Origin of the sequence: Streptomyces coffeae (assembly GCF_016741875.1) — a bacterium.
In the GTDB taxonomy this organism is placed as follows: Bacteria; Actinomycetota; Actinomycetes; order Streptomycetales; family Streptomycetaceae; genus Streptomyces; species Streptomyces coffeae.
The window spans coordinates 1-23,638 of record NZ_JAERRF010000035.1 but is presented as its reverse complement, the minus strand read 5'-3'; the positions used below and the strand labels follow the sequence as shown (position 1 = coordinate 23,638).

The window sequence follows — 23,638 nt, the reverse complement described above, 5'->3', positions numbered from 1 at the left end:
GCTACGCTCCGGGGGACGTCAGGGGCGGCAGGAGAATACCCGGGTTGAGGATGCCGGACGGGTCGAGCCGGTTCTTCACGGCGTGCAGTACCTCCACACCCAGCGGACCGATCTCCTGTGCGTACCAGTCCCGGTGGTCGGTGCCCACCCCATGGTGGTGGCTGATGGTGCCGCCGGAGGCGAGGATCGCGTCGCACGCCGCCCGCTTGGCGGCCGCCCAGTGCTCCTCGGGCTTGTCGCCCTGGGCGCTGAGCACGGTGAAGTACAGCGACGCGCCCGCGGGATAGACGTGCGAGACATGGCACAGCACCACCGGCGGGGTGCCCGCGTCGGACAGGGCCGTGGTCAGCGCGGTGCGCACGTTCTCGTACAGCGTGGGGATCTGCGACCAGTACGTGGCGGTCTCCAGGGTCTCCGCCAGCGCGCCCACGTCGAGCAGCGCGTCGCGCAGATACGGGGCGGAGTAGCGGCCGTGGTTCCACTTCTCGCCGGGCTCCTCACCGAGGAAGGTGCCGTCATGGGCGCGCAGCGCGGCGTGGGCGCGTTCCCTGCGGGCCGCCACCTCTTCGACACTGCCCTCGTATCCGGCGACGGCCAGACATCCCGACTCCGAGGCGCCCTTCCCGATGGCGGCGGGGTCGGCCAGGCCCACCAGGGTCTCGGTCTCGTCGGACAGCCGCAGCACGGTGGGCAGCGGGCCGTCCTGGGCCAGGGCGCGCAGCGCGTCGCGGCCCGCCTCGAAGGAGGTGAAGCGCCAGCCCTCGTAGACGCGGGTGGCGGGGCGTGGCCGGATCCGCACGGTCACCGAGGTGATCACGCCGAAGGCACCCTCGGAGCCCAGCACCAGCTGGCGCAGATCCGGTCCGGCGGCCGAGCGCGGCGCGGTGCGGCCGGTCTCCCAGGTGCCCTCGGGGGTGGCCACGCGCAGGGCGGTCACCATGTCGTCGAAGCGGCCGTAGCCCGCCGACGCCTGGCCGCTGGAGCGCGCGGCGGCGAATCCGCCGATCGTCGCCCACTCGAAGGACTGCGGAAAGTGGCCCAGGGTGTAGCCGTGTTCGGCGAGCAGGGCCTCGGCCTCGGGACCGCGCAGGCCGGGTTCGAGCACCGCGGTGCGGGAGACGGTGTCCACGTCGATCAGCCGGTTCATCCGGCGCAGGTCGAGCGTGACGAAGCAGTCGTGGCCGCCGGGGGCGAGCCCGCCGACGACGCTGGTGCCGCCGCCGAACGGGACGACCGCGATCCGGCGCTCGGCGCACAGCCGCAGAACGGCGACGACCTCGTCGTGGCTGCCGGGCCGCACCACCGCGTCGGGGGCGTCCTCGACGGCGCCGGACCGCATGCGCAGCAGATCGGGCGTGGACTTGCCACGGGTGCGGCGGACCCGGCTCTCGGCGTCGGTGCGGACGTGCTCCGCGCCGACGATCCCGGCGAACGCCTCGCGGGCGCCCTCGGTCAGCCGGGAGGCGCGGGGCCGGGCGGCCTCCAGGGCGACGGAGCGGCCGTCGGACGGCCGTACGCCGAGCAGTTCGCCCAGCAGGCCGACGACCGGCTCGGGCAGCGGCTCCGCCCGGTCCGGATCGCCCCAGCCATTCCACAGCATGTCTGTCGACTCCACCTGATTCCTCGCTTCTCCGTGCGGCTCAGCCGTGCTTCTCGGCGCGGTTCGACCGTGCTTCGCGGTGCGGATCACTCGCGCCCGGGGCGGGGCCCGGCCTTCGCCTGGCGCCGCTTCCGCCGTTACACTGTGACAGATGACGTCCAAACGCAACACCTCTCGGGATGACGACGCCGTGCTCGACGCCGCACGGGACTGTGTGCTGGCGGTCGGCGTCCGGCGCACGACCCTGACCGACGTCGCGCGCCGCGCGGGCGTATCCCGGATGACGCTCTACCGGCGCTGGCCCGATGTACGGGGGCTGGTCGGCGACCTCATGACCCGGGAGTGGCTGGCCGTCACCGTGGGCGCCATGCCGCACCCGGGCCCGCTCGGGACGGCGGACGCGCCGCTCGTCGACGCCCTCATGAGCGGGCTCCAGGCGCTGCGCGCCCACCCGCTGCTCCGCAAGATCCTCGACGTCGACCCCGAGCTGATGCTCCCCTACCTCTTCGACCGCCGGGGGGCGAGCCAGAACCGGGTGCTGGAGTTCATCGAGGAAGCACTGCGGCGCGGCCACGCGGACGGCACGGTCCGCGAAGACCACCCGGTGCGCCAGGCCCGTGCCCTGGTGCTGGTGCTCCAGTCGTTCGCCCTGTCCTTGCAGACCATGACCGACGACACCGATCCCGAACTGGACGACACCGCCTTCTACGCGGAAGTCCGCCTCATCCTGGAAAGGATCCTCGCCCCATGAGTGCTGCCGCGGGTCCCCGCCCCGACTACTCCCTCAACGCCACGCGCCGCTCCCGGGAACTGGAGGAACTGGCCGCGGGCGGCGCCGGTGCCTGCGTTGATGTACTCGTCGTGGGCCTCGGCGTCACCGGCGCCGGAGCCGCCCTGGACGCCGCCTCACGGGGCCTGTCGGTCGCCGCGGTGGACGCCCACGACCTGGCCTTCGGCACCTCCCGCTGGAGCTCCAAGCTGGTCCATGGCGGACTGCGCTACCTGGCCACCGGTGATGTCGACGTGGCCTACGAGAGCGCGGTGGAGCGCGGCGTGCTGATGGAGCGCACCGCCCCGCACCTGGTGCGCGCCCAGTCCTTCGTCATGCCGCTGACCGCCCTCACCTCGCACCGCAACGCCGCCCTGGTCCGGGCCGGGCTGCGCGCCGGTGATGTGCTGCGGCTGTCCGCGCGCACCGGCCGCGCCACCCTGCCCGGCCCCCGGCGGCTGTCCGCCGTCGAGACCCTGGCCGCGGCGCCCGGCCTGCGGCGGCAGAGCCTGCGCGGCGGGCTGCTGTCCTGGGACGGCCAACTCGCCGACGACGCACGGCTGGTGACCGCCATCGCGCGCACCGCCGCCGGACACGGCGCCCGGGTGCTCACCCGCACCCGCGCCCTGTCCCTCGCCGGTGGAGAGGCCCTGGTCCGCGATGAACTCACCGGGCAGGAGATCCGCATCCGGGCCCGGACCGTCATCAACGCCACCGGGGTCTGGGCCGCCGAGCTGACCGAGGGCATCCGGCTGCGCCCCTCCCGCGGCACCCATCTGGTGCTGCGCGCGGAGAGCCTGGGGGGCTTGCGCACCGGACTGCACATCCCCGTCCCCGGCGAGACCAACCGCTTCGTCCTGGTGCTCCCCCAGGACGACGGCCGGGTGTACGTGGGGCTGACCGACGAGCCCGTGGACGGCCCGCTGCCGGACGTGCCCGAGGCGCCGGAGTCCGACATCGGTTTCCTGCTGGACATCCTGGGGTCTGTGCTCGATGTGCCGGTCCGCCGCGAGGACGTGGTGGGCGCCTTCGCGGGGCTGCGTCCCCTGCTGGAGACCGAAGGCACCACCCGCACCGCCGACATCTCCCGCCGCCACGCCGTGCTCACCTCGCCCGAGGGCGTGGTGACCGTTGTCGGCGGCAAGCTCACCACCTACCGCCGGATGGCCCAGGACGCCGTGGACGCCGCGCTCACCGCGGGCCGCCTGGACGCGCCCCGGCCCTGCCGCACCTCCCGGCTCCCCCTGGTGGGCGCCGCACCCCGGTCCGCCCTGGCCACCCTGGCCGCGCCCCGCAGGCTGGTCGAGCGCTACGGCACCGAGGCCCCCGCCGTGCAAGCCCTCGCCGACGCCGACCCCCAGCAGGCCGAACCGGTGGCCGCCGGGGTGCGGACCAGCCGCGCCGAACTCCTGTGGGCCGTACGCCACGAAGGCGCCCTCGACGAGTCCGACCTGCTGGACCGCCGCACCCGGATCGGCCTGGTCCCCGAGGACCGGGCCGCGGCGATGGACGCGGCCCGCGAGGCACTGGCGGCGGTGGCCGACCGGGTGTGACGGCGTGGGCAGTCCGACCAGGGAGCCGTCTGGCCAGGGCAGCGGCCGTCACGGACCCGTCGCCCTCCCTCCATTGAATGAGTCGGGATCGTTCGATTGGTGCACCGAAATTTCGGCTAGGCGTACGAAGCCGCAGGCCAGACCGGTTCCCTAGGGTCTGGCGTATGGAAAAAGCCGTTGAGGGGTCCGAGTCGCACGTGCGGGACATCCACCGCTGACATAGCGCGACGCATCCGTAGTGTCGCACACGGTGACGTTCACGAGATGTCCCGTGAGTCCTCGGACCCTCTTCGGCGAGCAGCGGAACGGTGGCTGCCGTACTGCTGCACTGCCTCTGCCCCCGCTTCGGAAGTACTGACGCCTTGATTCACTCTGCTCCCCGGACACGTCCTGCCCTCGCCCGCACCGACCGCCGCCGGCGCACGCTGGGTGCGGCGGTCGCCGCGGGGCTGGCCCTGGGCGCTCTGACCGCACCCGCGGCAGTGGCCGCGGACCACTCCGGTCCGCGTGGCGCCGGGGCGGCCCGCCCCAAGGTCGACACCGGCTCCCCGGTGCGCGTGAACCAGGTCGGCTACCCGACGCACGGACCCAAGAAGGGCACCGTCGTCACTCCTGCCACCAAGCCCCTGACCTGGACCCTCCGGGACGCCGACGGCATCAGGCGGGCCGGTGGGACCACCACCCCCGCCGGGGTCGACCGCAGCTCCCGGCAGAACGTGCAGACCATCGACTTCAGCGAGGTCACCGCCCCGGGCACGGGATACACCATCACCATCGGCGGGAAGAAGAGCGAGCCGTTCACCATCGGCGACAACCTCTACGGCTCGCTGCGCTCCGACGCGCTGGCGTACTTCTACCACAACCGCAGCGGTATCAAGATCGACAAGAAGTTCGTGGGCGACGCCTATGCCCGGCCCGCGGGCCACGACAAGAAGGCTCCGCACCGCGGAGACACCGAAGCGCGCTGCACGAAGGGCGTATGCGACTACCGGCGCGATGTCTCCGGTGGCTGGTACGACGCCGGTGACCACGGCAAGTACGTCGTCAACGGCGGCATCTCCGTGGCCCAGCTGATGTCCATGTACGAGCGGACCCTCACCGCCCCGGGCGCCGACGCCGCGCCGCTGGGCGACGGCCGGCTCCGGGTGCCCGAGCGTGGCAACGGCACCCCGGACGTCCTCGACGAGGCCCGCTGGGAGATGGACTTCCTGATGCGCATGCAGGTGCCGAAGGGCAAGCCGTTCGCCGGAATGGCGTTCCATAAGGTGCACGACAAGCAGTGGACCGGGCTACCGACCAGGCCGGACCAGGACAAGCAGCCGCGTGAGCTGCGCGCCCCGTCCACCGCGGCCACCCTCAACCTCGCGGCCACCGCCGCGCAGGCTGCCCGCCTCTTCCAGCCGTACGACGCGGAGTATGCGGCCCGGTGCCTGGAGGTGGCCCGGACCGCGTGGGACGCGGCCAAGGCACACCCGAAGAAGTACGCCGGCGACAAGGATTCCGTCGGGGGCGGCGCGTACGGCGACCGCGACGTCCGGGACGAGTTCTACTGGGCGGCGTCCGAGCTGTTCATCACCACCGGCGAGGACACCTACCGCAAGGCGTTCCTCACCTCGCCGCTGCACGGCGACACCGACGCGCTCTTCCCGCGCGTCAGCGGGGTGTCCTGGGCGTCCGTGGCGGGGCTCGGCGCGCTTGACCTGGCCACCGTGCCCAACAGCCTCACCGGCGAGCAGCGCGCCGCGGTCCGTTCGACGGTCACCAAGGCCGCCGACCGCTACGCCTCGTTCTCCGCGAAGTCGGCCTACGGCGTTCCCTACGCGCCCAAGGGCGGTGCGTACGAGTGGGGCTCCAACAGCCAGGTGCTGAACAACATGGTCGTCCTCGCCACCGCGCATGACCTGACCGGCAAGCCCCGCTACCGTGACGCGGTGCTGCGCGGCATGGACTATCTGCTGGGCGGAAACCCGCTCAACCAGTCCTACGTGACCGGCTACGGCGAACGGGACTCGCACAACCAGCACCACCGCTTCTGGGCACATCAGCTCGACCCCAAGCTGCCGCACCCGGCGCCTGGTTCGCTGGCCGGTGGGCCGAACTCCGGTCTTGAGGACCCGATTTCGAAGAAGCGGATGAAGGGCTGTGCCCCGGCGATGTGCTACACGGACGACATCATGGCGTTCTCCACCAACGAGATCACCATCAACTGGAACGCGCCGCTGGCCTGGATCTCGTCGTACGTCGCCGACCAGGAGCGGTAATTCCTCGTATGGCGTGGTGGTCATGCCGACCGTGATAGCACCTGCTACCGACAGGCATTCTCAAGACTTTCGTGAGCAATATCCTATGGTCGACGGTTCAGAGAATAGGGGCGATGGGCAACTTCCTGTCATTCCCCTCCGATTAGCTGGCATTAAGAGGACACGGATGCTTTCCTGGATTCCGTCTTACGGCCGCTAGCGTGGTTGTCGACAGAGTGACTCCAAGCGCCAGTCAGATCCACCCCAGTCGTGAGACAGGCACCCCGCCTTCGTTCGCCGACCGTTGGGAGATTGCGCAGATGGCTGAGGTGGAACTCTCGGCAGGGACCATCGAGTACGAGGACACCGGTGGCGACGGTCCGGTGGTAGTCCTCCTGCACGGCGTGGCCATGGACGGTTCGCTGTGGCGGAATGTGGTCGCCGAGCTGCGCGACGACTTCCGGTGCGTGGTGCCCACACTGCCGCTGGGCGGACACCGGCGTCCGATGCGCCCCGACGCGGATCTGTCGATCCTGGGCGTGGCGCGGCTGGTCGCCGAATTCCTGGAGCGGCTCGATCTGCACGACGTCACCCTGGGGATGAACGACTGGGGCGGCGCGCAGGCCCTGGTCGCCGACGGCCGTGACCAGCGGATCGGACGCCTTGTCATCACGTCCTGCGAGGCCTTCGGGAATTTCCCGCCGGGGCTGCCCGGCAGCAATTTGTACCTGTCGGCCAAGATGCCCGGCGGCATCAACCTCGCATTCAAACTGCTGAAGCTCACACCGATGCGGCGGATGCCGATGACCTGGGGGAGGATGAGCAAGCGGCCGGTACCGCACGAGGTCATGAACCAGTGGTTCCAGCCGCTGTGGAACTCCAAGGAGATCCGCCGGGATCTGAGGAAGTACGTCCTCGGCGTGCCCGCGAAGAGCGAGCTCCACAACTGGGCCGAGAAGCTGCGGGACTTCGACCGCCCCGCGCTGGTGGCCTGGGCCGCGGAGGACAAGGTCATGCCACCCGAACACGGCCGCAGGCTGGCCGCGTTGCTGCCCAAGGGGCAGCACATGGAGATCACCGACAGCTACACCCTCATCCCCGAGGACCAGCCGGGACAACTCGCCGCCGCGGTGAAGGCGTTCCTGCTGGAGGGGTCCGCGACAGCGGAGTAGCACATGGTTCAGGACAGGGATCCACGGACGAGGTCCGCACGCTCCGTGTCCCAGCTCTCCCGGAAGTGAGGAAACCATGGACGGTAGGGAACACCGCTGGTTCATGCTCATCGCGTCGGTCGTGCCGCTCGTGGCCGTCCTGGGCGCGATGGTGCTGCTGTGGAACCGGATCTTCTCCTGGTCCGATCTGGTGGTCACGCTGGTGATGTACGTGATCTCCGGCTTCGGCATCTCCACCGGATACCACCGCATGCTGACGCACCGTTCGTTCGAGACCTACAAACCCATCCGCTACGGCCTGGCCACGGCCGGAGTCCTGGCCGGTCAGGGCCCGCCGATCATCTGGGCCGCACACCACCGCAAGCACCACCGGGTCGCCGACAAGCCGGGCGATCCGCACAGCCCGCACCTGGACTTCGAGCCCGGGTTCATGGGCATGATGAAGGGCCTGTGGCACTCCCACCTCGGCTGGCTCTTCGACACCGGCCTCACCTCCGACCCGATGCGGTACTGCCCCGATCTGGTCCGTGAGAAGCCGTTACGCTGGCTGAGCGAGAATCTGCTGCTGGTCACCGCGGCCGGTGTGGTGGCCCCGGGGCTGCTGGCGTTCGCCATCACCGGAGGCGATGTCCAGGCGCTGTTCACCGGCATGCTGTGGGGCGGTCTGGTCCGTATCTTCCTGATCAACCATGTGACCTACGCGGTGAACTCCATCGGCCACTACTTCGGCCGCCGCCGCTTCGAGACCACCGACCACTCACGCAATGTCGCCTGGCTGGCCATCCCCTCCTTCGGCGAGGCGTGGCACAACAACCACCACGCCTTCCCGCGCTCGGCGCGCCACGGTATGAAGTGGTACGAGGTCGACCCCAGCGCCATCCTCATCTGGAGCCTGGAGAAGACCCGCCTGGCCTGGAAGGTCATCCGGATCGACACCGAGCGGATGGAGATGCGCGAGGCGGGCGTCAGCCGGGTCTCCAGCGCCTCGGCCGACAAGAAGGAACTGCTGGAGGGCCAGCAGAAGATCGTGCCGATGGCCGAGCGCGGCCGGGACGGCCAGGAATCCCTGGTGGATGTCGAATAGTTGGTCGTTGCGGAATGCTTCCTCACGTCGCGGGCACGGCCTCCGGAGCGGAGAACTTCGCACGGAGGCCGCTGCTGTAGCCGCGGAGGAGCAGGCGATGGACACCCCTCCGGAATCTGTCACGCCGCACGTGCGGGCCGTGACACCGCACCCCGTTACCCTACGGATCGATGGTGAGGAACAACGGTCGGCGCGGGACCGGAGGAGAGGAAAACCCATGCATGTGGTGAGCGAGGACGAACTCCACGACGAGTTCTTCCCGTCCATACCACCCCCGGAGCGCGCCACCCGCTGGCAGGCGCCCACCGATCTGGAACAGCATCTGTACAAGCTGACCCGGTCGGACAACGCCTACGCCTATCTGCGCACCCTCGCGACCGAGGGGGTGTACTACCCGGTCCGTCTCGACCACGCCCGCGAGGCCGCCGAGGACGAGTATCCGATGCTGACCGTCGACACCTCCGACGGCCGGGTCGTGGCGCAGGTCTACACCGCCGGTGTGCTGCCCCGGCCGCATCCGTACCTCGTCTACGAGTACGCCACACTCGGTGCCCTCGCCCATATCGTCCCCGAGCAGGTGGACGTCCTGGTGGTCAACGCGGCCACCCCGTGCGAACAGTACTTCCTCACCGACGACGAGGAACGGGACGTCTGGCTCGACCTGCACCACGAACTCTTCGAACCGGACGAGCTGATGGACCGGGTGATCACCCGGCGCACCCGGGCCCCCGAACCCGGTCCGCTGCTGCACGGCCTGGCCTGCGGTGCGCATCTGTGCTTCCGCAACGGCGACCCCTGGAACACCCCGCACTGGCACGGCATGGGCTACCAGGGTGAGAGGGAACGGATCTCCCGCGACTGGGGCGTGAACAGCCGGGAAGACTGGCTGGAGATGCAGAAGGAGCTCCTGGACCAGGAGGTGAGCCCCTGGTACTGGGACTTTGTGCTGGGAGCGCGTAACGCGCTGCTCCGCGGCGGCAACGGCTACCCCGACCAGTGGCGCGACTGTGTGGAGGCGACCCTGCGCGCTCGCGCCCGGGAGTCCCGCACCCCCACCGACCCCGACTTCGACGCGTTCGTGGGGCGGATGCGGGACCTGGTGGGCGAGATCCTGCGGTACGAGGCCCGCTTCCGCGCCGACGGCCTGCTGCCGCCGGACGGGATCGTCCGCTCGGTCGCCGCCTGGGACATCGGCCGCGCGTCCAAGATGGCCCGCTGGGGTCTGGGCGCGCGCTACGCCACCGAGACCGAGATGCATACCGCGCTGGAAAGCGCGTCCAGAAGCGCCCAGGCGGTGTACGGCTCATGGGAGGAGTTCTCCGTCGGCTACATCCTCGGGCGGTGTCTCCACTTCGACGAGGAGCACTTCGGCCCCTGGTACACCACCGTCCTGGACGCGCACCGGGAGCTGACCACCGACCCCGACAGCCCCTGGCTGACGGTCACGTTCACCACGCCCTGACCTTCAGCGTCCACTGCCTTCCGGGGTGTACTCGACGCCGATGGCGGTCTCCAGGGTGCGGTGGAACGTCTCGGCCTCGGCGGTGGTGGTGTGCCGGGAGAGCACGAACGCCGGATATCCGGTGAAGTCCGGGTAGGGGCGCACCACATCGCCGGGGAAGAGCATCTGGACGACATGGTCCACCCGCGGATCGTCGTGCAGCTCCGCCAGGCCGTGAACGACGGCGATCCGCCCCGAACCACCGCACGGCACAATGTAGTTGGCCGCGGCCCCGGTGGCGGCGGGAATACGGCCGCCACCGAAGGAGAGCGGTGGCAGCCCGGCGGCGATCCGCAGCGCGTCCGCGGCGAAGTCCCGTCCGGTGACGTGCTGGACGATGTACTGGGAGACCCCCGAACCCCCGATCCGGGCGCCCAGCTCCAGCAGATAGGGCCGTTCGCCACCGCGCAGCCGCAGCTCGGTGTGGGTGGGGCCGTCGGTGATACCGAGGGCGGTGTGCGCGGCGGTGACCTCGCGCCGGACGGCATCCTCGACCGCGGCGGGCAGCACGGCGGGCGCGCGGTAGACGCTCTCCTCGAAGTAGGGGCCTTCCGGCTCGCCTTTGTAGCCGATGGTGCACACCGTCACCTCGCCCCGGTGGACGAGGGATTCCACCGCGAACTCGGGCCCGTCGAGATACTCCTCCACGACCAGCCCCTCGATCCGTCCGAGCTTCTCCCGGCAGATCTGCCACACTTCCTCGACCGCGGCCTTCAGCCGCTCCGGGCGGTCCACCTTGGCGACACCGAGGCTGGAGAAGCCGTGGGCGGGTTTGACCACCACGGGGAAGTCCAGGTGTGCGGCCTCCTCCCAGCCACCCGGATCCTCCAGCCGTACAAAACGCGGCACATGGAGCCCCGCCGCGGCCAGCCGCTCGCGCATCACCCGCTTGTCCTGGGCCCCGAGCGCCGCGTCCCGGCCGATACCGGGCAGCCCGAGAAGCTCGGCGGCCTCGGCGACGAACGGCACCAACGGATCGTAGAGGGTGCAGATGCCCTGGAACGGAGTGCTCTCGTACCGCCTCCGCAGCGCGGCCAGAGCGCCCGCCCGGTCCCCGTCGACGTCCAGCCGCAGGACGCCCGACACGGCCGGGGGCAGCCGGTCCGGTGCCACGTCCTCGTCGGGGCGGGGGACCAGGATCAGCCGGATCCCGGCGCGCTCGGCACTGTCGAAGACCCAGGGCAGCGTGGTGCGCTGGTACACCAGTACGACGGTGGGTGGCGATGTGTTCACGAGGTTCCTTGTTCCTGATGGTGTGCGGGCCGTTGTTCGGTACCACCGGGGCCGTCAGCCGCCCGCGGCCCGGACGGTGTGGCTCAGCAGCAGGGCGGTGGTCACCGGCCCGACACCACCGGGCACAGGGGTCAGCGCGCCCGCCTTCCCGCTGACGGAGTCGGCGTCCACGTCTCCGGCCAGTCCGCCGTCCTCGGTGGGGTTGGTGCCCACGTCGATCACCACGGCGCCGGGCGCGACATGGTCGGCCGTGACCATCCCGGCCCGGCCGACGGCGGCCACCACCACATCCGCCGCAGAGGTGACCGCGGCCAGCTCCCGGGTGCGTGAATGGCACACGGTGACAGTGGCGTTGGCGTTCAGCAGCAGATGTGCGACGGGCTTGCCGACCACCATCGAACGGCCGACCACGGCGACATGGCGCCCGGTGAGCTCGATCGTGTGGTGCTCCAGGACGCGCACCACGGCCTCGGCCGTCGCGGGGGCGAACGCGGGCAGCCCGGCAGCGAGCCGGCCCAGGGAGACCGGGTTGGCCCCGTCGACGTCCTTCTCGAACGCGATGGCCCCGGCCAGCTCCTGGAGCGACGCCCCCGCGGGCAGCGGCGTCTGGAGGATGATGCCGTGCACCCGCTCATCGGCGGACAGCTCCGCCAGCCGCGCCCGGATGGACTCCGGCGAGGCCGTGGCCCCCAGATCGACGATGTCGCAGGTGATGCCGGCCTTCCCGGCCGCCTTGGCGATCGACCGGACGTACCATGCGCTGGACTCGTCCGCGGTGGCCACCACGACCGCCAGCCTCGGCTCCGTACCGGCGGCGGTGAGTGCGGCGGCGCGTTCGGCCGTCTCGGCCCGGATCGCGGCCGACAGCTCCTTGCCGGAGAGCACCGCGGCGCTCATGCGGCGATCCGCTCACGCACGGCGGCGGTCACCCGCTCCGCCCGCGCCACCAGAGTGGGGACCCACGCCGCCGCGGCGGTCAGCTCCCCGTAGACCATCTCGTCCCGTACCCCGCCGAGGTTGATCTCGATATTGACCCGGGCCGTGGTGGCCGCGGCCCGGGCGGCCTCCGCCGCGGCGGCCACATCGGTGATGACATTGCGGTTGCCGAACGGCAGCAGCTCCTCGGCCAGCTCGATCACCACCTGCGCCACCCCGACCACCTCGGCCGGTGGCCTGCCCGCGTCGGCCAGCGCCCGCGCGATCGCCGCCGACCGCGCGGCCTTCGCCTCATCGGTGTCCTTCGGCAGCTGGTACGCCTCGGCCACCGCCGCGAACGCCGTGACGTCGGCCTCCGCCAGCCGCAGCGCCTCGTTGCGCAACCGGTCCGACTCGGCCGTGACCCGCTCGATGATGTCCTGGTGCTCGGCGTACTTCTCACCCGTGCTGTAGCGGGCCACCATCCCGACCAGCGCCGCGGCCTGCGCCGCGTGCAGCGCGGCGACCGCTCCGCCACCGGGTGCCGGTACCCGGGCGGCGAGTTGGGTCAGGAAGTCCCCGATCGTCTCATCACGCATGAACGCTTCGTCCTCCGTCACGGATACGAGTCGCGGATTCAGCTCACGGATCCAGCTCACGGATCCGGGCGCATACCAGCCGCCCGAGAATCCTCCCACGCGGGCGGGGGCCGCCGTCGGGAAGGGCACGGGGCGCGCCGCCCGACAGCCGCAGTGCTCAGCCGGGAATCCGGGCCGACCGCGGCGGACCGCCCCGTCCACCGGCCGATCTGCTCACCGGCACTGGGCGAACCGGGGTTGACCTGGTACAAAGGCCACTCGATCCGGCACCACCGCAAGACCGAGAAGAGGCACCCTCCATGACGACGTGTCGATTCTGCGATGACCCGTCATGCTCCGGCACCGCAGGGTGCGAAGGGCCGTCACCGTCCCCTGCCGACCCGCCCGTCTTCCTGCCGTCGGCTCCGGCCGTGCCCGACCCCGCCGCGGTGGCCGCGTTCGACCAGGAGCGCATACGGGCCTCCGACCCTCCGGGAGCGCGGTCCGGCAACGCACCGGATCCGCCCGGTCGCGCGTCCCGCGGGATGGGCCGGGGACGGATCGTGGCCGCGGTTCTGATCGGCGCCACCGTCACCGCCGCCTTCCTCGCCTATCCGGAGGAAGAGACACAGGACACCTCCTCGCCGACCCGTGCCGCAACGGCGATCCCCCGTCTGCCCCGGGACACCGCTCCCGCCACCGCCACCGCCACCTCGCCCGCCGACCACCGGCCGTCGCGCTCGGCGAGCCCGTCGGCCACACATTCCAAGAAGGCGGAGCACAAGCGCGCCAGTCCCACGGCGTCGAAGCCTCCCAAGCCCAAGCCTCCCCGCGCACCCGGCGCTGCCGGCTACGCCTATGTGGGGGTCCGATCGGGGCTCTGTGTCGATGTCCCGCACCAGGAGGGCATGCAGTTGCGGCTCGCGCCCTGTGCGGGATCGGGCGGTCAGAGTTTCACCTACACTCCCGCCGGGGAGCTGCGGGTGTACGGGGACGCCTGTGTGACGGGGACGGGTCCGGAGGGCGCGCAGGGGACACCGGTCGTCATCGCCTCGTGTGGAGGTGGCGACCGCCAGCGATGGCAACTCGAAGGCGACGGCACCATCCGGCAGGACGGGATCTGTGTCGACGCGTTCAACGGCTACAACGACCCCGGGACCCCCTTGCAGCTGTGGGAGTGCGCGGCCTCCACCAACCAGCAGTGGGCACGGGCGAAACCGTCCACCTGATCCGCACGCGCGCCCGCTACCCCACCGCCACCGAGGTGGTGACCGACCGCCACGCCCCGATGAACCGCTCCCCGTCGTAGACCGCCTCCACCACCGCGGGGCGGCTCAGGAAACGGGTCAGGCTCGCGCTCAGCCCGTACGCCCCGACGTTGGGCACGCACAGCAGATCGCCCTCGCGCGGGGCGGGCAGGGAGGTCCGGACGGCGAGCCGGTCCAGCGGGGTGCAGAGCGGCCCGACCACATCGGCCGTGACCGGTTCAGGGTCCCCAGCCGGGAACGGGTCCCCGTCCTCCGGCAGCGGGTCCCCGGTCCGCAGCGGGAGAAAGCCGGTGGCGGGGCGGAGCACCCGGCCCAGCCCGCTCATCCCGCCCAGCACGTTGATCCCGGCGTCCAGCACGACGACCGTGCCCTCCGGGCGCTCCTTGACGTCCCGCACCGTGGTGACCAGATGGCCCGCCGACGCCACCAGGCGGCGGCCGGACTCGAAGGACACCTCGGGCGCCGGGCCGGTGGCCCAGTCCGACAGCAGCGTCTCCAGCCCCGCGCGCAGTCCGGTCAGCGCCGGGCCCGCCCCGGCCGTGGCGTACGGCCAGGGGAAACCGCCGCCCAGATCGACCGCCCGGGGGGTGATCCCCGCGGTCCGGCTGACCTGCTCGATGGTGTTCTTGGCGGTGGCGAAGCCGTCCAACAGCGCTGTGACATCGGGGAACTGCGACCCGAGGTACACATGGCAGCCGCGGAGCGCGATCCCGCGCGGCAGGACCGCACAGGCGCGCGCGGCGTCGTCGGGCGTGAACCCGAACTGGCGGCCGTCGCCCATGGACAGGCCCGCCTTGCTCACGGTGGGCGGCTGGAGCCGGAGCAGCACCTCCGCCGTACCTCCGGACCCGGCCACCGCACGGCCGAGACGACGCAGTTCGGCAGCCGACTCACAGGAGAACCACACCACGTTCCGCGCGAGTGCCTCCTCGATCTCGGCAGGTGATTTGCCGGGGCCGGTGTACAGAACGTCCCGCGGGCGGTATCCGGCCTCGAGCGCCGCGGACAGTTCCCCGGGGGAGGAGACCTCGGCCCGGCATCCGGCCTGCCGGAGTTCGGCGGCGACCGAGGGATGCGGGTTGGCCTTGAGCGAGTAGAACAGCCCCGCCGACGGGAGGAGGGCCGACCGCAGATCCGCCACCCGCTCGCGCAGTTCGGCGAGATCGTAGACATAGAGCGGAGTGCCGAACCGCTCGGCGGCCCGGCGGAGAATGCGGTCGATCACGTCGCAGCGTCCGTTCCTGGTTCGTCGCGTACGGCAGCCGCGGTGGTGCCCCGGCGGATGCCCCGATTCCGCGGGCCGGTCGCCTGCCGCGCCCGTCGGCCCAAGCTTGCAGCGGGTAGATCGCGCGCTTACTGTACTCCCATTCGCCGTCCGCGGAAGTCGGCCCAAGTCCGTTACGGAACAGGGCCGTTGAGCCTCCTGGGGCTCGATGTGACACGGGCGCATCGCAGAGAGAGGGGGGTCTCTTGAGCGGGATCGACACCACCGGCCCGGCCATCACCGACCGACTGGTGGAGACACTCAACAGCCATCTGCGGAACGTGCCGCCCGACGTGGACTGGGCCACCGTCCGGCTGCCCGATGTCGGCCTGGACTCGATGTCCGCAATCGAACTGGTCATCACTCTCGAGGAATCCTTCGGCGTGCAGTTCCCCGACGAACTGCTGGTGCGGGAGACTTTCGCCTACCTGCCGTCGCTGGAGGCCGCCGTCCGCTCCCTGCTGGGTGAGCGGGCCTGAGCCCGCGCGGCGTCCGGACGCGCCACCGTCCCGACCAGACGGGAGACACCCACCGGGATGAGCACCCACGTACCCACGTTCGAGGAATTCGTCCGCCCCCTGCTCGCCACCGCCGTCACCCAGGACTACGAGACCACGCCGCTGAGCCGGCTGACCGCCGGGGACTTCGCGGTCCTGGCCTGGCTCGACGACCTCGGCGTCGACCTCCCCGCCGATGTGGAGGCGGAGCTGGTGGCCCGCTGGGACACCGCGACGCTCCGTGATGTCTACGAGATGGTCTTCTCCACCACCCCGGGAGCCGCGTCCTCATGACCGTGACCACGGAGCTCGAACTGAGCGCGGTGCGACGGCTGTTCGATGCCGAGATCGACCGCGGAATCGAGACCGGAGTGCAGCTCTCGGTGTCCTGCCGGGGACAGGTCGTCGACCTCGCCGTCGGTGACAACGGCGCGGGCCACCCGATGACCAGCGACACCTTCGTCCCCTGGACCTGCTCCTCCAAGCCGGTCGGCGCCCTGGCCTTCGGCCGGGCGTGGGAGTCCGGGGCCGTCGACCCCGACACTCCGGTGTGCAAGGTCCTCCCGGAGTTCACCGGCGGCGGCAAGGAGCGGGTCAAGGTCCGCGATCTGCTCACCCACACCGTGGGCATGCCGGACCCGGTGCTGGCCGTGAACACCGGGGACACCGATCTCTCCGCGTTCACCTGGTCCGATATCGAGGCGCTGATCTGGGCGGTGATCTGCGACGCCGGCACCGGGCCGCTGCCCGGCGCCGCGATGGTCTACAACCCGGTGACCACCTGGTTTGTGCTGGACCGGCTGCTCACCACCCTCAACGGCGGCCGGTCCGGGGACAGTTACCGCGACCTCTTCGACCACCTCGGCCTCACCGCCACCCTCGGCCTCGACCCCGGCGTACCCGCCGACCGTCAGGTGACCGTCACCGCCTCGGCCGACCAGGAAGCGGGGCTGGCCTATATGCGGCTGGCCAGTGCGCTCCCGCTGCCCGGTGTCGGCGTCTGGGGCGCGGTACGGGATCTGCGCGTCGTCGGTGAAGTGCTGCTGGCGAAGGGCGTCCACCAGGGTGTTCCGCTGGTCGGGCCCGCCACGGTGGAGGCGCTGACCTCCACCCACTGGCCCGGTTCGCCGGACCGTTCCATCTGCGACACCGACTTCCCCTACGGCCTCGGCGTGATGACCCTCCCGGCCATCTTCGGCCGCCGCACCTCCGCACGGACCTTCGGCCACGCCGGTGGCAACACCTCCACACTGCTGGTGGACCCGCTGTTCGACCTGGTGGTGGCGGTCTACTGGAACGGCCGGCTCGACGACGTCAGAACCTTCGCCCGTCGCTACGCACTGGTTCGGGCGCTCTACGACGACCTCGGACTGCCCCGGCTGCCCGGCGCGGCACGGCCGGTGGCACCGGCCGGGACGGAATAGGGGCGGACATGGGCAGCGCCCGCACCAGGGCCCTGGTGAACCGGCTGCCGGGCCCCACCCCGCTCGGCCACCTCCGCTACCTCAAGGGGCTGCTCGGCAAGCCCTACGACGCCCTGCTCGATCTGCACCGCGGCTACGGGCGGGTGTGCGCGTTCGGCGTCGGTGGCCAGAAGTATGTGCTGCTCTTCGGCGCCGAGGCCAATGAACTGCTGCTCACCGACTCACCGCGCAACCCCAAGTTCCTCTCCCGCGACGTCCTCACCCTCCTCATTCCGGTGGTCGGCGCCAACGCCATGGTCGTCAGCGACGGGGAGGACCACCGGCGGCGCCGTGCGCTGGTTCGTCCCGCCTTCGTCCGCAAGCGCATCGAGGGCTATGTCCCGGTCATGGTGGACGAGATCCACCGCATGATCGACGGATGGCGGCCCGGACACACCGTGGACGCCTTCGCCGATGTGCGCTCCTGCATCCGGCGGATCGCCATCCGTTCGCTCTTCGGCGACCGGCTGAAGGCCCACACCGACGAGATCGGCCGTGAACTCCAGACCGCCCTGAACTACATCAACCGCTCCCCGTTCCTGCGCTTCGACCACGATCTGCCCGGCACCGCCTACCATCGGGCGATGGCCGCGCGTGAGCGCGTCGACCGGTATGTACGGGCCGAGATCGCCCGGCGGCGGGCCGAACCCAACGACCAGGGCGATGTCCTCGACGCCCTGCTCGCGTCGTACTTCGAGGGCGACCACCTCGCCGACCTCGAGGTGCGCGACCAGGTCATCAGCCTCATCGCCTCCGGCTACGACTCCAGCAGCTCGGCGGCCGGATGGGCGGTGTACGCCCTGCTGAAACACCCCGAGGTGCTGCGCCGCGTCCGGGAGGAGGTGGCGTGGACCGCGGGGGAGGAGCCGCTGACCGCGGAACTGATCGGCAGGATGGACTACATCGGCTGGACCGTCTCCGAGATCCTGCGCCTGTACACCCCGGGTGTGCTCACCGGCAGGACCTCGGTGGAGGACTTCGAGTTCGGCGGACACCTCATCCCCAGGGGCGCCCAGGTGCTCTACTCGCAGTACGTCACCCACCGGATGCCCCGGCTGTGGACCGACCCGCTTCGGTTCCGCCCGGAGCGCTGGAACACCGCCGCCCCGGACTACCGCGAACCCGTGCCCTACAGCTTCGTCCCGTTCGGCGGGGGCTACCGTCGATGCATCGGATACGCCTTCGCCGAGCTGGAACTTAAGCTGCTCATCGCCGAGTTGGCCCGCCGCACCGATCTCGCTCCGGTCCGCAGCACGGTCCGGCCCACCGGGGTGGCCACCATGTGGCCCGACGGCGGGGTCCCGGTGGCGGTGCGGGAGATCAGACCGCCCGTGGGTGTCGGATGACATTCACCGAGCCCGAGGAAGGGGATCGGCCCGTGCCGTCGTGGCCGCTGACACTGAGCTTCATCGTCCCTCCGCACTCCGCGCAGTTCGGCTACGGCGGCACACTGGAGCCCTCGGACTACCTCAAGCGGCTCACCGCCTATATGGACGCCGCCGAGGCGATCGGGGTCACCGGAGCGTTCGTCTACGACTTCCCGGTGGCCATGGACCCCTGGCTCGCCGGCTTCGACGTCCTCGCGGGCTCCACCGCGCTCGAACCCATCGTCGCCGTCCGCCCCCACCAGGAGAGCGCCGCGTCGGTGGCGCGCCGCGTCGCCGACCTCGGCTACCGCTTCGGCCGCCCCACCCATGTCAATCTGGTCGCCGGGGCCACCCGCCCCTCCCGCGCCGCGGCCGACGACCACGGCGACAAGGTCGCCGCCCGCGCGGAACTGGGCCGTTACGCCGAGCGGTTGCGGACCGAACTGGACCAGCGCTGCGACCCCGCCACCGGACGCTCCCTCCTCGTCACCCCCTCCTCCGCCACCCCGGGCCTGGTCCCGGCCGACTGCGTGCTGATGATGGCCCGGCCGCGGACCGCACTCGCCGAGAGCGTCGACCGGGCCCGCGAGGAACAGCACACGGACCGGGTCTCCATGCTCGTCGGCGTGGTCGCCCGGGATACCGAGGACGAGGCATGGGCGGCTGCCCACCGCCTCGGCACACCCGACCGGCGGCAGCAGATCGCCGGGCGGATGTTCATGTCCCAGGTGGTCTCCAGCGAGCACCTGGCCAGTTACGCCCTCGCCGAGGAGGAGGAGATCCACGACGAACGCCTCTGGTACGGGGCACCGGCACGGGGGATCGACGCGCCGAAACTGGTGGGCTCGGTGGACCAGGTGGCCGCATGGCTGATGTCGTGCCGGGCCCTGGGCGTCACCGACCTCATCATCGACCTGGCCCCCGACAGCGCCGAGTACGCCCTCGTGGGCCGGGTGGTCCAGGCGTGCGTATGCCCCTGACCACCGCACCGGCGCCCGCCCGGCAATCCGGTCAGCTCACGGCACAACCCGGCAGGAGTACCCCATGAAGAGGTGGACGGCCTCGACCCGGCTGCTGCGCGACCCCCGGTTCCGGCGCTTCTACATCGGCTACTTCGCCTCCCTGTTCGGCACCGGCATGGAGGCCGTCGGCGTGGCGTTCGCCGTCCTGGACAGCGGTCACTCCGCCGCCGGGCTCGGCTACGTCCTGACCGCCGGGGTCGCCGCCAATGTCTGCTGTCTGCTGGCCGGCGGCGTGATCGCGGACCGCTTCAGCCGCCGTACGGTGATGCTCTGCTGCGACACCGTCCGCTGTGCGGGGGAGGCGTCGTTCGCCGCGCTCATCCTCTTCGGACATCCGCCGCTGTACTGGCTGATCATCCTGTACATGGTGCAGAACGCCGCGGCCGGGTTCTACATGCCCGCCCTCGGTGGCCTCACCCCACAGCTGGTCGCGGCCGACGATCTGCACGACGCCAACACCTACCTCGGGCTGGCCAGGGACATCGGCCGGGTGCTGGGACCCGCCGCGGCGGGCGCCGTCGCCGCCGCGCTCGAACCCGGCGCCGTCCTGGCCATCGACGCCCTCACCTTCGCCGTCAGCGCGATCACCCTCGTCTCGATCCGGGTGCCCGCGAAACGAGGGAAGGAACGCCACTCACCGGTGCGCGACCTCGCCGATGGCTGGCACGCCTGGCGGTCACGCCCCTGGATCTGGATCACCAGCGCGCGGTTCGCCCTGTTCAACTCCGTCGTCTACGCACCGCTCATCGTCCTCGGCCCGGCGCTCGCCAAGGAGCGCTTCGGCGGGGCGGACGACTGGGGGATCGTGCTCACCGCGCTCGGCATCGGCGCGGTGGCCACCGGACCGGTCATCATGGGCCGCAGCCCCTCCCGGCCGCTGGTGGTGCTCACCGCCTTCCATGTGACCTGGGCGCTTCCGCTGCTGGCCCTCGCCCTGGACCTGCCGCTGGCCGTCATCGCCGGAGGCGCGTTGCTCGCCGGGACCGGCTCCGCCGTCTTCAACGCCGTGTGGTCATCGACACTGCAACGCCATGTCCCCGCCGAGGTGATGGCCCGGATCACCTCGCTCAGCACCCTGTGCTCCTACGCGCCGGCACCCCTCGGCCTCGCGGTCGCCGCCTCGGTGGCGGACGCCGTCGGGGCCGACAACGTCCTGCTGTTCGGCGCGGGCTGGCATGTGCTCAGCGTGCTGGTGGTGCTGGCGCTGCCGACCGCGCGGCGCTTCACCGGTGAGACACCGACACCTCCCGCGCGGACCGCCGAGCCGGTCGGGACGAAGAGCGAGACCCCCTGACCCCACCGCGGACCGGTCGCTCCCCTCCGGCCGCCGCCTCAGGCATACACCGTCCACTCGTCCTCGTCCAGCGCGCCCTTGACCGCCGGGACCGACGCGCGGAGCTCCTCGGCGAAGGCACGGTTGTGCGTCCGGACCGCGTCGTCATGGCCGCGCAGCACACTGTCCTCCGACAGATCCAACAGCCACAGCGGGCTCAGCCGGGCGCCCCGCAGCACCTTGGCGCCGGGCGAGGACATCCCCAGATGCAGCCGGCGCACCCCCGGCAGGCCCAGCAGCCGGTAGTACGTGAGGTTGGCGTACTCCGCCGCGCCCCGCAGCCTCGGATAGTCGAACCCCACGGCCCGGGCGTACACGGTGTCGCCACTGCGGCAGTACATACAGCAGCCGATCGCGGCCCCGTCGTCCGGGGCGCGCAGCAACAGCACCTCGGCGACCTCGCCCGCCAGCTCGCCGTGGCGGCGGAAGCCCTCGGTGAACGCGTCCAGGTCCACCGTATGGCCGTACCGCCGCTGGGTCCCGGCGGCCAGCCGGGCCACATCGCCGTACACCTCGGGCAGCAGATGGTGCTCCACCCGGTATCCGGCCCGGTCGAAGTCGGACAGCTCCCGGCGTACCGTCTGCCGCCGCTTGGAGGTCAGCGAGGCCAGCCAGGCGTCCCAGCCGCCTTCCGGTACGTCGATCGCGGCGTCCGCGGCCAGCACGACCGGCAGGGTGTCCACCCCGGCGGCACGCAGCGAGGCCACGTCCTCGCTGGTGAAGTACATCGCCACCCGGGTGCGGGTGTCCTCCAGCGGCGACCCGGCCGCGCGGACCCCCGCCAGCAGGCCCTGCGCCGCCTCAGCGGTGTGCGCAGCGTCCGACGTGTGCCGTGCCCCGGTGAGCAGATGGCCGAGATAGCCACGCCGCTGACCCACCAGGACGCCCTGCGGCGGGGGCTGGGGAAGGCCGTGCCGGGCCAGCACATCGCTCCAGCGGTAGTTGGTGTTCTGCTCGCCCGTCACCGCGGAGACCGGCACCGCGGCCCGCCCGCCGCCCGCGAGCCGGGTGTGGACCGCCCCGGACACACCGCCGGGCTCCAGCGCGCACAGCCGCAGCCACAGGGCGGAGGAGTAGAAGCGGTCGGCCGCCAGCTCGTCCCAGGTGGCGTCGTCCAGGCCGCCCAGGGGATCCGCGAAGCAGCCGGTGGTCGTCGACGGATTCGTTGCGTGGGCCATATAGGCAGCATACAAAGGCAGTTGACGCGAATCACGGATGTCGTGGCGTCCTCGACCCGATAGCGGCAGCCGCCGTAGACTCGGCTGACGATCTGACAGATGGCGCCGTTCCGCGCAGTGTCGGTGCCCGCTCGGAAGGCGGACATGATCCGTACCCCTGCCCGCTCCGATGGCTACCTCCTGGCGATCGGGGCCCATATGGCCCTGCGGGAGCGGGCGCTGGTGTCCGCGATCCGCCTCTTCCCGGGGCCGATTGCCACCATCTTCGCCGCCCCCGGCGCCCGCTCGGCCAAGTTCTTCGATCACATCATCACCGGAGACCCCTTCGCCCCTCGGGCGGCCCTCGAAGCGGTCCAGGAGTTCGAGCGGGAGAGCGGGCTGCGCCCGGCGGCCGTCGTCCCCTTCATCGACGGCGGTCTCTGGGCGGGCTTCGCGATCGCCGAGCACTACGGGGTCCCCTACCTCTCCCGCGAGGCGATCGAGAACTCCTCCATCAACAAGGACCGGATGAAGGATGTGCTGCGGGCCGCCGGGGTGCGGACACCGCGCTACGTCAAGGTCGCGGACGCCGCCGAGGTGGAGGCGGCGGTCGCCGAGCTGGGGCTGCCCTGTGTGATCAAACCGGCCGCGTTCGGCGGCAGCCTGGGCGTCCGGCTGGTCAGCTCGACGGCCGAGGCCCAGGAGGCGTTCCAGTACGTCATGGAGATCATCGACCGTAACGCCGCCACCTTCTCCGTCGTCAACCGGAGCGTCCAGGTCGAGGAGTTCTGCGACCTCACCGAAGAGGTGTCCGTGGAGGTGCTCAACCACGGCGAGCGGCGTGAAGTACTGGCCGTCGTGGACAAGGCGCTGGGCCCCCATCCGCACTTCGCCGAGATCGGACACCGTGTGCCCAGTGTCCACGTGGACGACACGGCGCTGCGTGACCTGGCCGTCAGGGCGTGTGAGGCGATCGGGCTCGACCGTGGACTGGCCCATGTGGAGATCCGGCGGCAGGACGGGCACGAACCGGTGGTCATCGAGGTGGGCGCCCGGACGGCCGGTGGTGGCATCCTGGACCAGGTGGAACGGGCCACCGGGCTTTCCCCGTACGCCCTGCACATCGCGTCCTACCTGGACCTTCCCGACCCGGGGCCGACGAGCCCGGAGGCCAGGGGAGTGGCCGCCATCGCGGTGCTCAAGGCAGCCAACGGCACGATCACCGGGATCGGGGCACCCACCCGCGTCCCGGAGGCGGTGACCGGCTACGAGGTCTCCGCCACCGTGGGCGCCGTGTCCGAGCCTCCGGCGAACTATCTGACCCGTGAGGGATACGTGGAGTGCTTCTGGCCCGGCCGCAAGGCACAGGACGTCCCGCCCGCGGAACACCTGGAGATCGCGGACGACCTGGCCGCTCAGATCTTCCGGGTGGGCTAGAAGCCCGGCGGTGGGCCGGGGCCTTCGGGCCCCGGCCCACGGCATGAGGTGTTCGACCGCACCTACCGTGCGTTGAAGTACGTGGCCTCGGGGTGGTGGATGACGATGGCGTCCGTGGACTGCTCGGGGTGCAGCTGGAACTCCTCGGAGAGCTTCACACCGATGCGCTCCGGCTGGAGGAGTTG

At 71.3% G+C, this 23,638-nt stretch carries 20 protein-coding genes and 1 pseudogene; 14 read left to right on the top strand and 7 right to left on the bottom strand.

Annotation, left to right across the window (positions count from 1 at the left end):
• Position 1 precedes the first annotated feature (1 nt).
• Complete coding sequence (locus JK363_RS36020; RefSeq protein WP_201882052.1) at positions 2–1,600, bottom strand: FAD-binding oxidoreductase; 1,599 nt, start codon at positions 1,598–1,600, stop codon at positions 2–4.
• 151 nt (positions 1,601–1,751) lie between these two features.
• Between JK363_RS36020 and JK363_RS36015 the strand changes: the two genes are divergently transcribed.
• The 6 genes and pseudogenes from JK363_RS36015 to JK363_RS35990 all read left to right on the top strand — a co-directional run bounded on the left by JK363_RS36015 (position 1,752) and on the right by JK363_RS35990 (position 9,880).
• Positions 1,752–2,351 (top strand): TetR/AcrR family transcriptional regulator, encoded by a 600-nt coding sequence (locus tag JK363_RS36015; protein WP_201881933.1) that lies wholly within the window; start codon positions 1,752–1,754, stop codon positions 2,349–2,351.
• Positions 2,348–3,922 (top strand): glycerol-3-phosphate dehydrogenase/oxidase, encoded by a 1,575-nt coding sequence (locus JK363_RS36010; protein WP_201881932.1) that lies wholly within the window; start codon positions 2,348–2,350, stop codon positions 3,920–3,922. The genes JK363_RS36015 and JK363_RS36010 overlap by 4 nt, the downstream gene beginning before the upstream one ends.
• 389 nt (positions 3,923–4,311) lie before the next feature.
• Positions 4,312–6,183: pseudogene (locus JK363_RS36005) on the top strand (glycoside hydrolase family 9 protein); the annotation flags it as partial.
• 299 nt (positions 6,184–6,482) lie between these two features.
• On the top strand, positions 6,483–7,334 hold the full coding sequence (locus JK363_RS36000) for an alpha/beta fold hydrolase (protein ID WP_201881931.1): 852 nt from the start codon (positions 6,483–6,485) through the stop codon (positions 7,332–7,334).
• 76 nt (positions 7,335–7,410) lie between these two features.
• Entirely contained in the window at positions 7,411–8,418 is a 1,008-nt protein-coding gene (locus JK363_RS35995; RefSeq protein ID WP_201881930.1) for an acyl-CoA desaturase, read from the top strand.
• Between the two features lie 217 nt (positions 8,419–8,635).
• Positions 8,636–9,880 (top strand): DUF1266 domain-containing protein, encoded by a 1,245-nt coding sequence (locus JK363_RS35990; RefSeq protein WP_201881928.1) that lies wholly within the window; start codon positions 8,636–8,638, stop codon positions 9,878–9,880.
• Positions 9,881–9,883: 3 nt separating this feature from the next.
• On the opposite strand, the gene JK363_RS35985 is transcribed toward JK363_RS35990, so the two are convergent.
• The 3 genes from JK363_RS35985 to JK363_RS35975 are packed head-to-tail and all read right to left on the bottom strand — an operon-like array spanning position 9,884 to position 12,666.
• On the bottom strand, positions 9,884–11,152 hold the full coding sequence (locus tag JK363_RS35985) for an ATP-grasp domain-containing protein (protein ID WP_201881926.1): 1,269 nt from the start codon (positions 11,150–11,152) through the stop codon (positions 9,884–9,886).
• 54 nt (positions 11,153–11,206) lie between these two features.
• A complete protein-coding gene (locus JK363_RS35980) occupies positions 11,207–12,049 on the bottom strand; it encodes a bifunctional 5,10-methylenetetrahydrofolate dehydrogenase/5,10-methenyltetrahydrofolate cyclohydrolase (protein ID WP_201881924.1) in 843 nt (280 codons plus the stop codon).
• Positions 12,046–12,666: a cyclodeaminase/cyclohydrolase family protein gene (locus JK363_RS35975; RefSeq protein ID WP_201881922.1), complete on the bottom strand. Its 621-nt coding sequence runs from the start codon at positions 12,664–12,666 to the stop codon at positions 12,046–12,048. Before JK363_RS35975 ends, JK363_RS35980 begins: the two co-directional genes overlap by 4 nt.
• Positions 12,667–13,076: 410 nt before the next feature.
• Between JK363_RS35975 and JK363_RS44025 the strand changes: the two genes are divergently transcribed.
• Positions 13,077–13,874, top strand: coding sequence for an RICIN domain-containing protein (locus tag JK363_RS44025; protein WP_201881920.1), 798 nt, complete (start codon positions 13,077–13,079; stop codon positions 13,872–13,874).
• A 16-nt stretch (positions 13,875–13,890) separates the two neighbouring features.
• On the opposite strand, the gene JK363_RS35965 is transcribed toward JK363_RS44025, so the two are convergent.
• The gene (locus JK363_RS35965) at positions 13,891–15,138 is read right to left on the bottom strand and encodes a type III PLP-dependent enzyme domain-containing protein (RefSeq protein WP_201881918.1); all 1,248 of its coding nucleotides are present in this window, start codon (positions 15,136–15,138) and stop codon (positions 13,891–13,893) included.
• Between the two features lie 245 nt (positions 15,139–15,383).
• Between JK363_RS35965 and JK363_RS35960 the strand changes: the two genes are divergently transcribed.
• From JK363_RS35960 to JK363_RS35935, 6 genes are all read left to right on the top strand, one after another.
• Positions 15,384–15,656 (top strand): phosphopantetheine-binding protein, encoded by a 273-nt coding sequence (locus JK363_RS35960; RefSeq protein ID WP_201881916.1) that lies wholly within the window; start codon positions 15,384–15,386, stop codon positions 15,654–15,656.
• Positions 15,657–15,713: 57 nt separating this feature from the next.
• The gene (locus JK363_RS35955; protein WP_201881914.1) at positions 15,714–15,968 is read left to right on the top strand and encodes a hypothetical protein; all 255 of its coding nucleotides are present in this window, start codon (positions 15,714–15,716) and stop codon (positions 15,966–15,968) included.
• Positions 15,965–17,098 carry a serine hydrolase domain-containing protein gene (locus JK363_RS35950; RefSeq protein ID WP_201881912.1) on the top strand — a complete coding sequence of 378 codons (1,134 nt, stop codon included), beginning with the start codon at positions 15,965–15,967 and terminating at the stop codon, positions 17,096–17,098. The genes JK363_RS35955 and JK363_RS35950 overlap by 4 nt, the downstream gene beginning before the upstream one ends.
• 8 nt (positions 17,099–17,106) lie before the next feature.
• The gene (locus JK363_RS35945) at positions 17,107–18,483 is read left to right on the top strand and encodes a cytochrome P450 (protein ID WP_201881910.1); all 1,377 of its coding nucleotides are present in this window, start codon (positions 17,107–17,109) and stop codon (positions 18,481–18,483) included.
• Positions 18,480–19,484, top strand: a complete 1,005-nt coding sequence (locus JK363_RS35940; RefSeq protein ID WP_201881909.1) for an LLM class oxidoreductase — start codon at positions 18,480–18,482, stop codon at positions 19,482–19,484. The genes JK363_RS35945 and JK363_RS35940 overlap by 4 nt, the downstream gene beginning before the upstream one ends.
• Before the next feature lie 64 nt (positions 19,485–19,548).
• The gene (locus JK363_RS35935; protein WP_201881907.1) at positions 19,549–20,820 is read left to right on the top strand and encodes an MFS transporter; all 1,272 of its coding nucleotides are present in this window, start codon (positions 19,549–19,551) and stop codon (positions 20,818–20,820) included.
• Positions 20,821–20,858: 38 nt separating this feature from the next.
• On the opposite strand, the gene JK363_RS35930 is transcribed toward JK363_RS35935, so the two are convergent.
• Positions 20,859–22,037 (bottom strand): GNAT family protein, encoded by a 1,179-nt coding sequence (locus tag JK363_RS35930; protein WP_201881905.1) that lies wholly within the window; start codon positions 22,035–22,037, stop codon positions 20,859–20,861.
• A 144-nt stretch (positions 22,038–22,181) separates the two neighbouring features.
• On the opposite strand from JK363_RS35930, the gene JK363_RS35925 reads away from it, so the two are divergent.
• Positions 22,182–23,453, top strand: a complete 1,272-nt coding sequence (locus JK363_RS35925) for an ATP-grasp domain-containing protein (RefSeq protein WP_201881904.1) — start codon at positions 22,182–22,184, stop codon at positions 23,451–23,453.
• A 62-nt stretch (positions 23,454–23,515) separates the two neighbouring features.
• Here the strand turns inward: JK363_RS35925 and JK363_RS44850 are convergent.
• The coding region (locus tag JK363_RS44850) for a vitamin B12 dependent-methionine synthase activation domain-containing protein (protein ID WP_201881903.1) at positions 23,516–23,638 on the bottom strand (123 nt) is incomplete at its 5' end.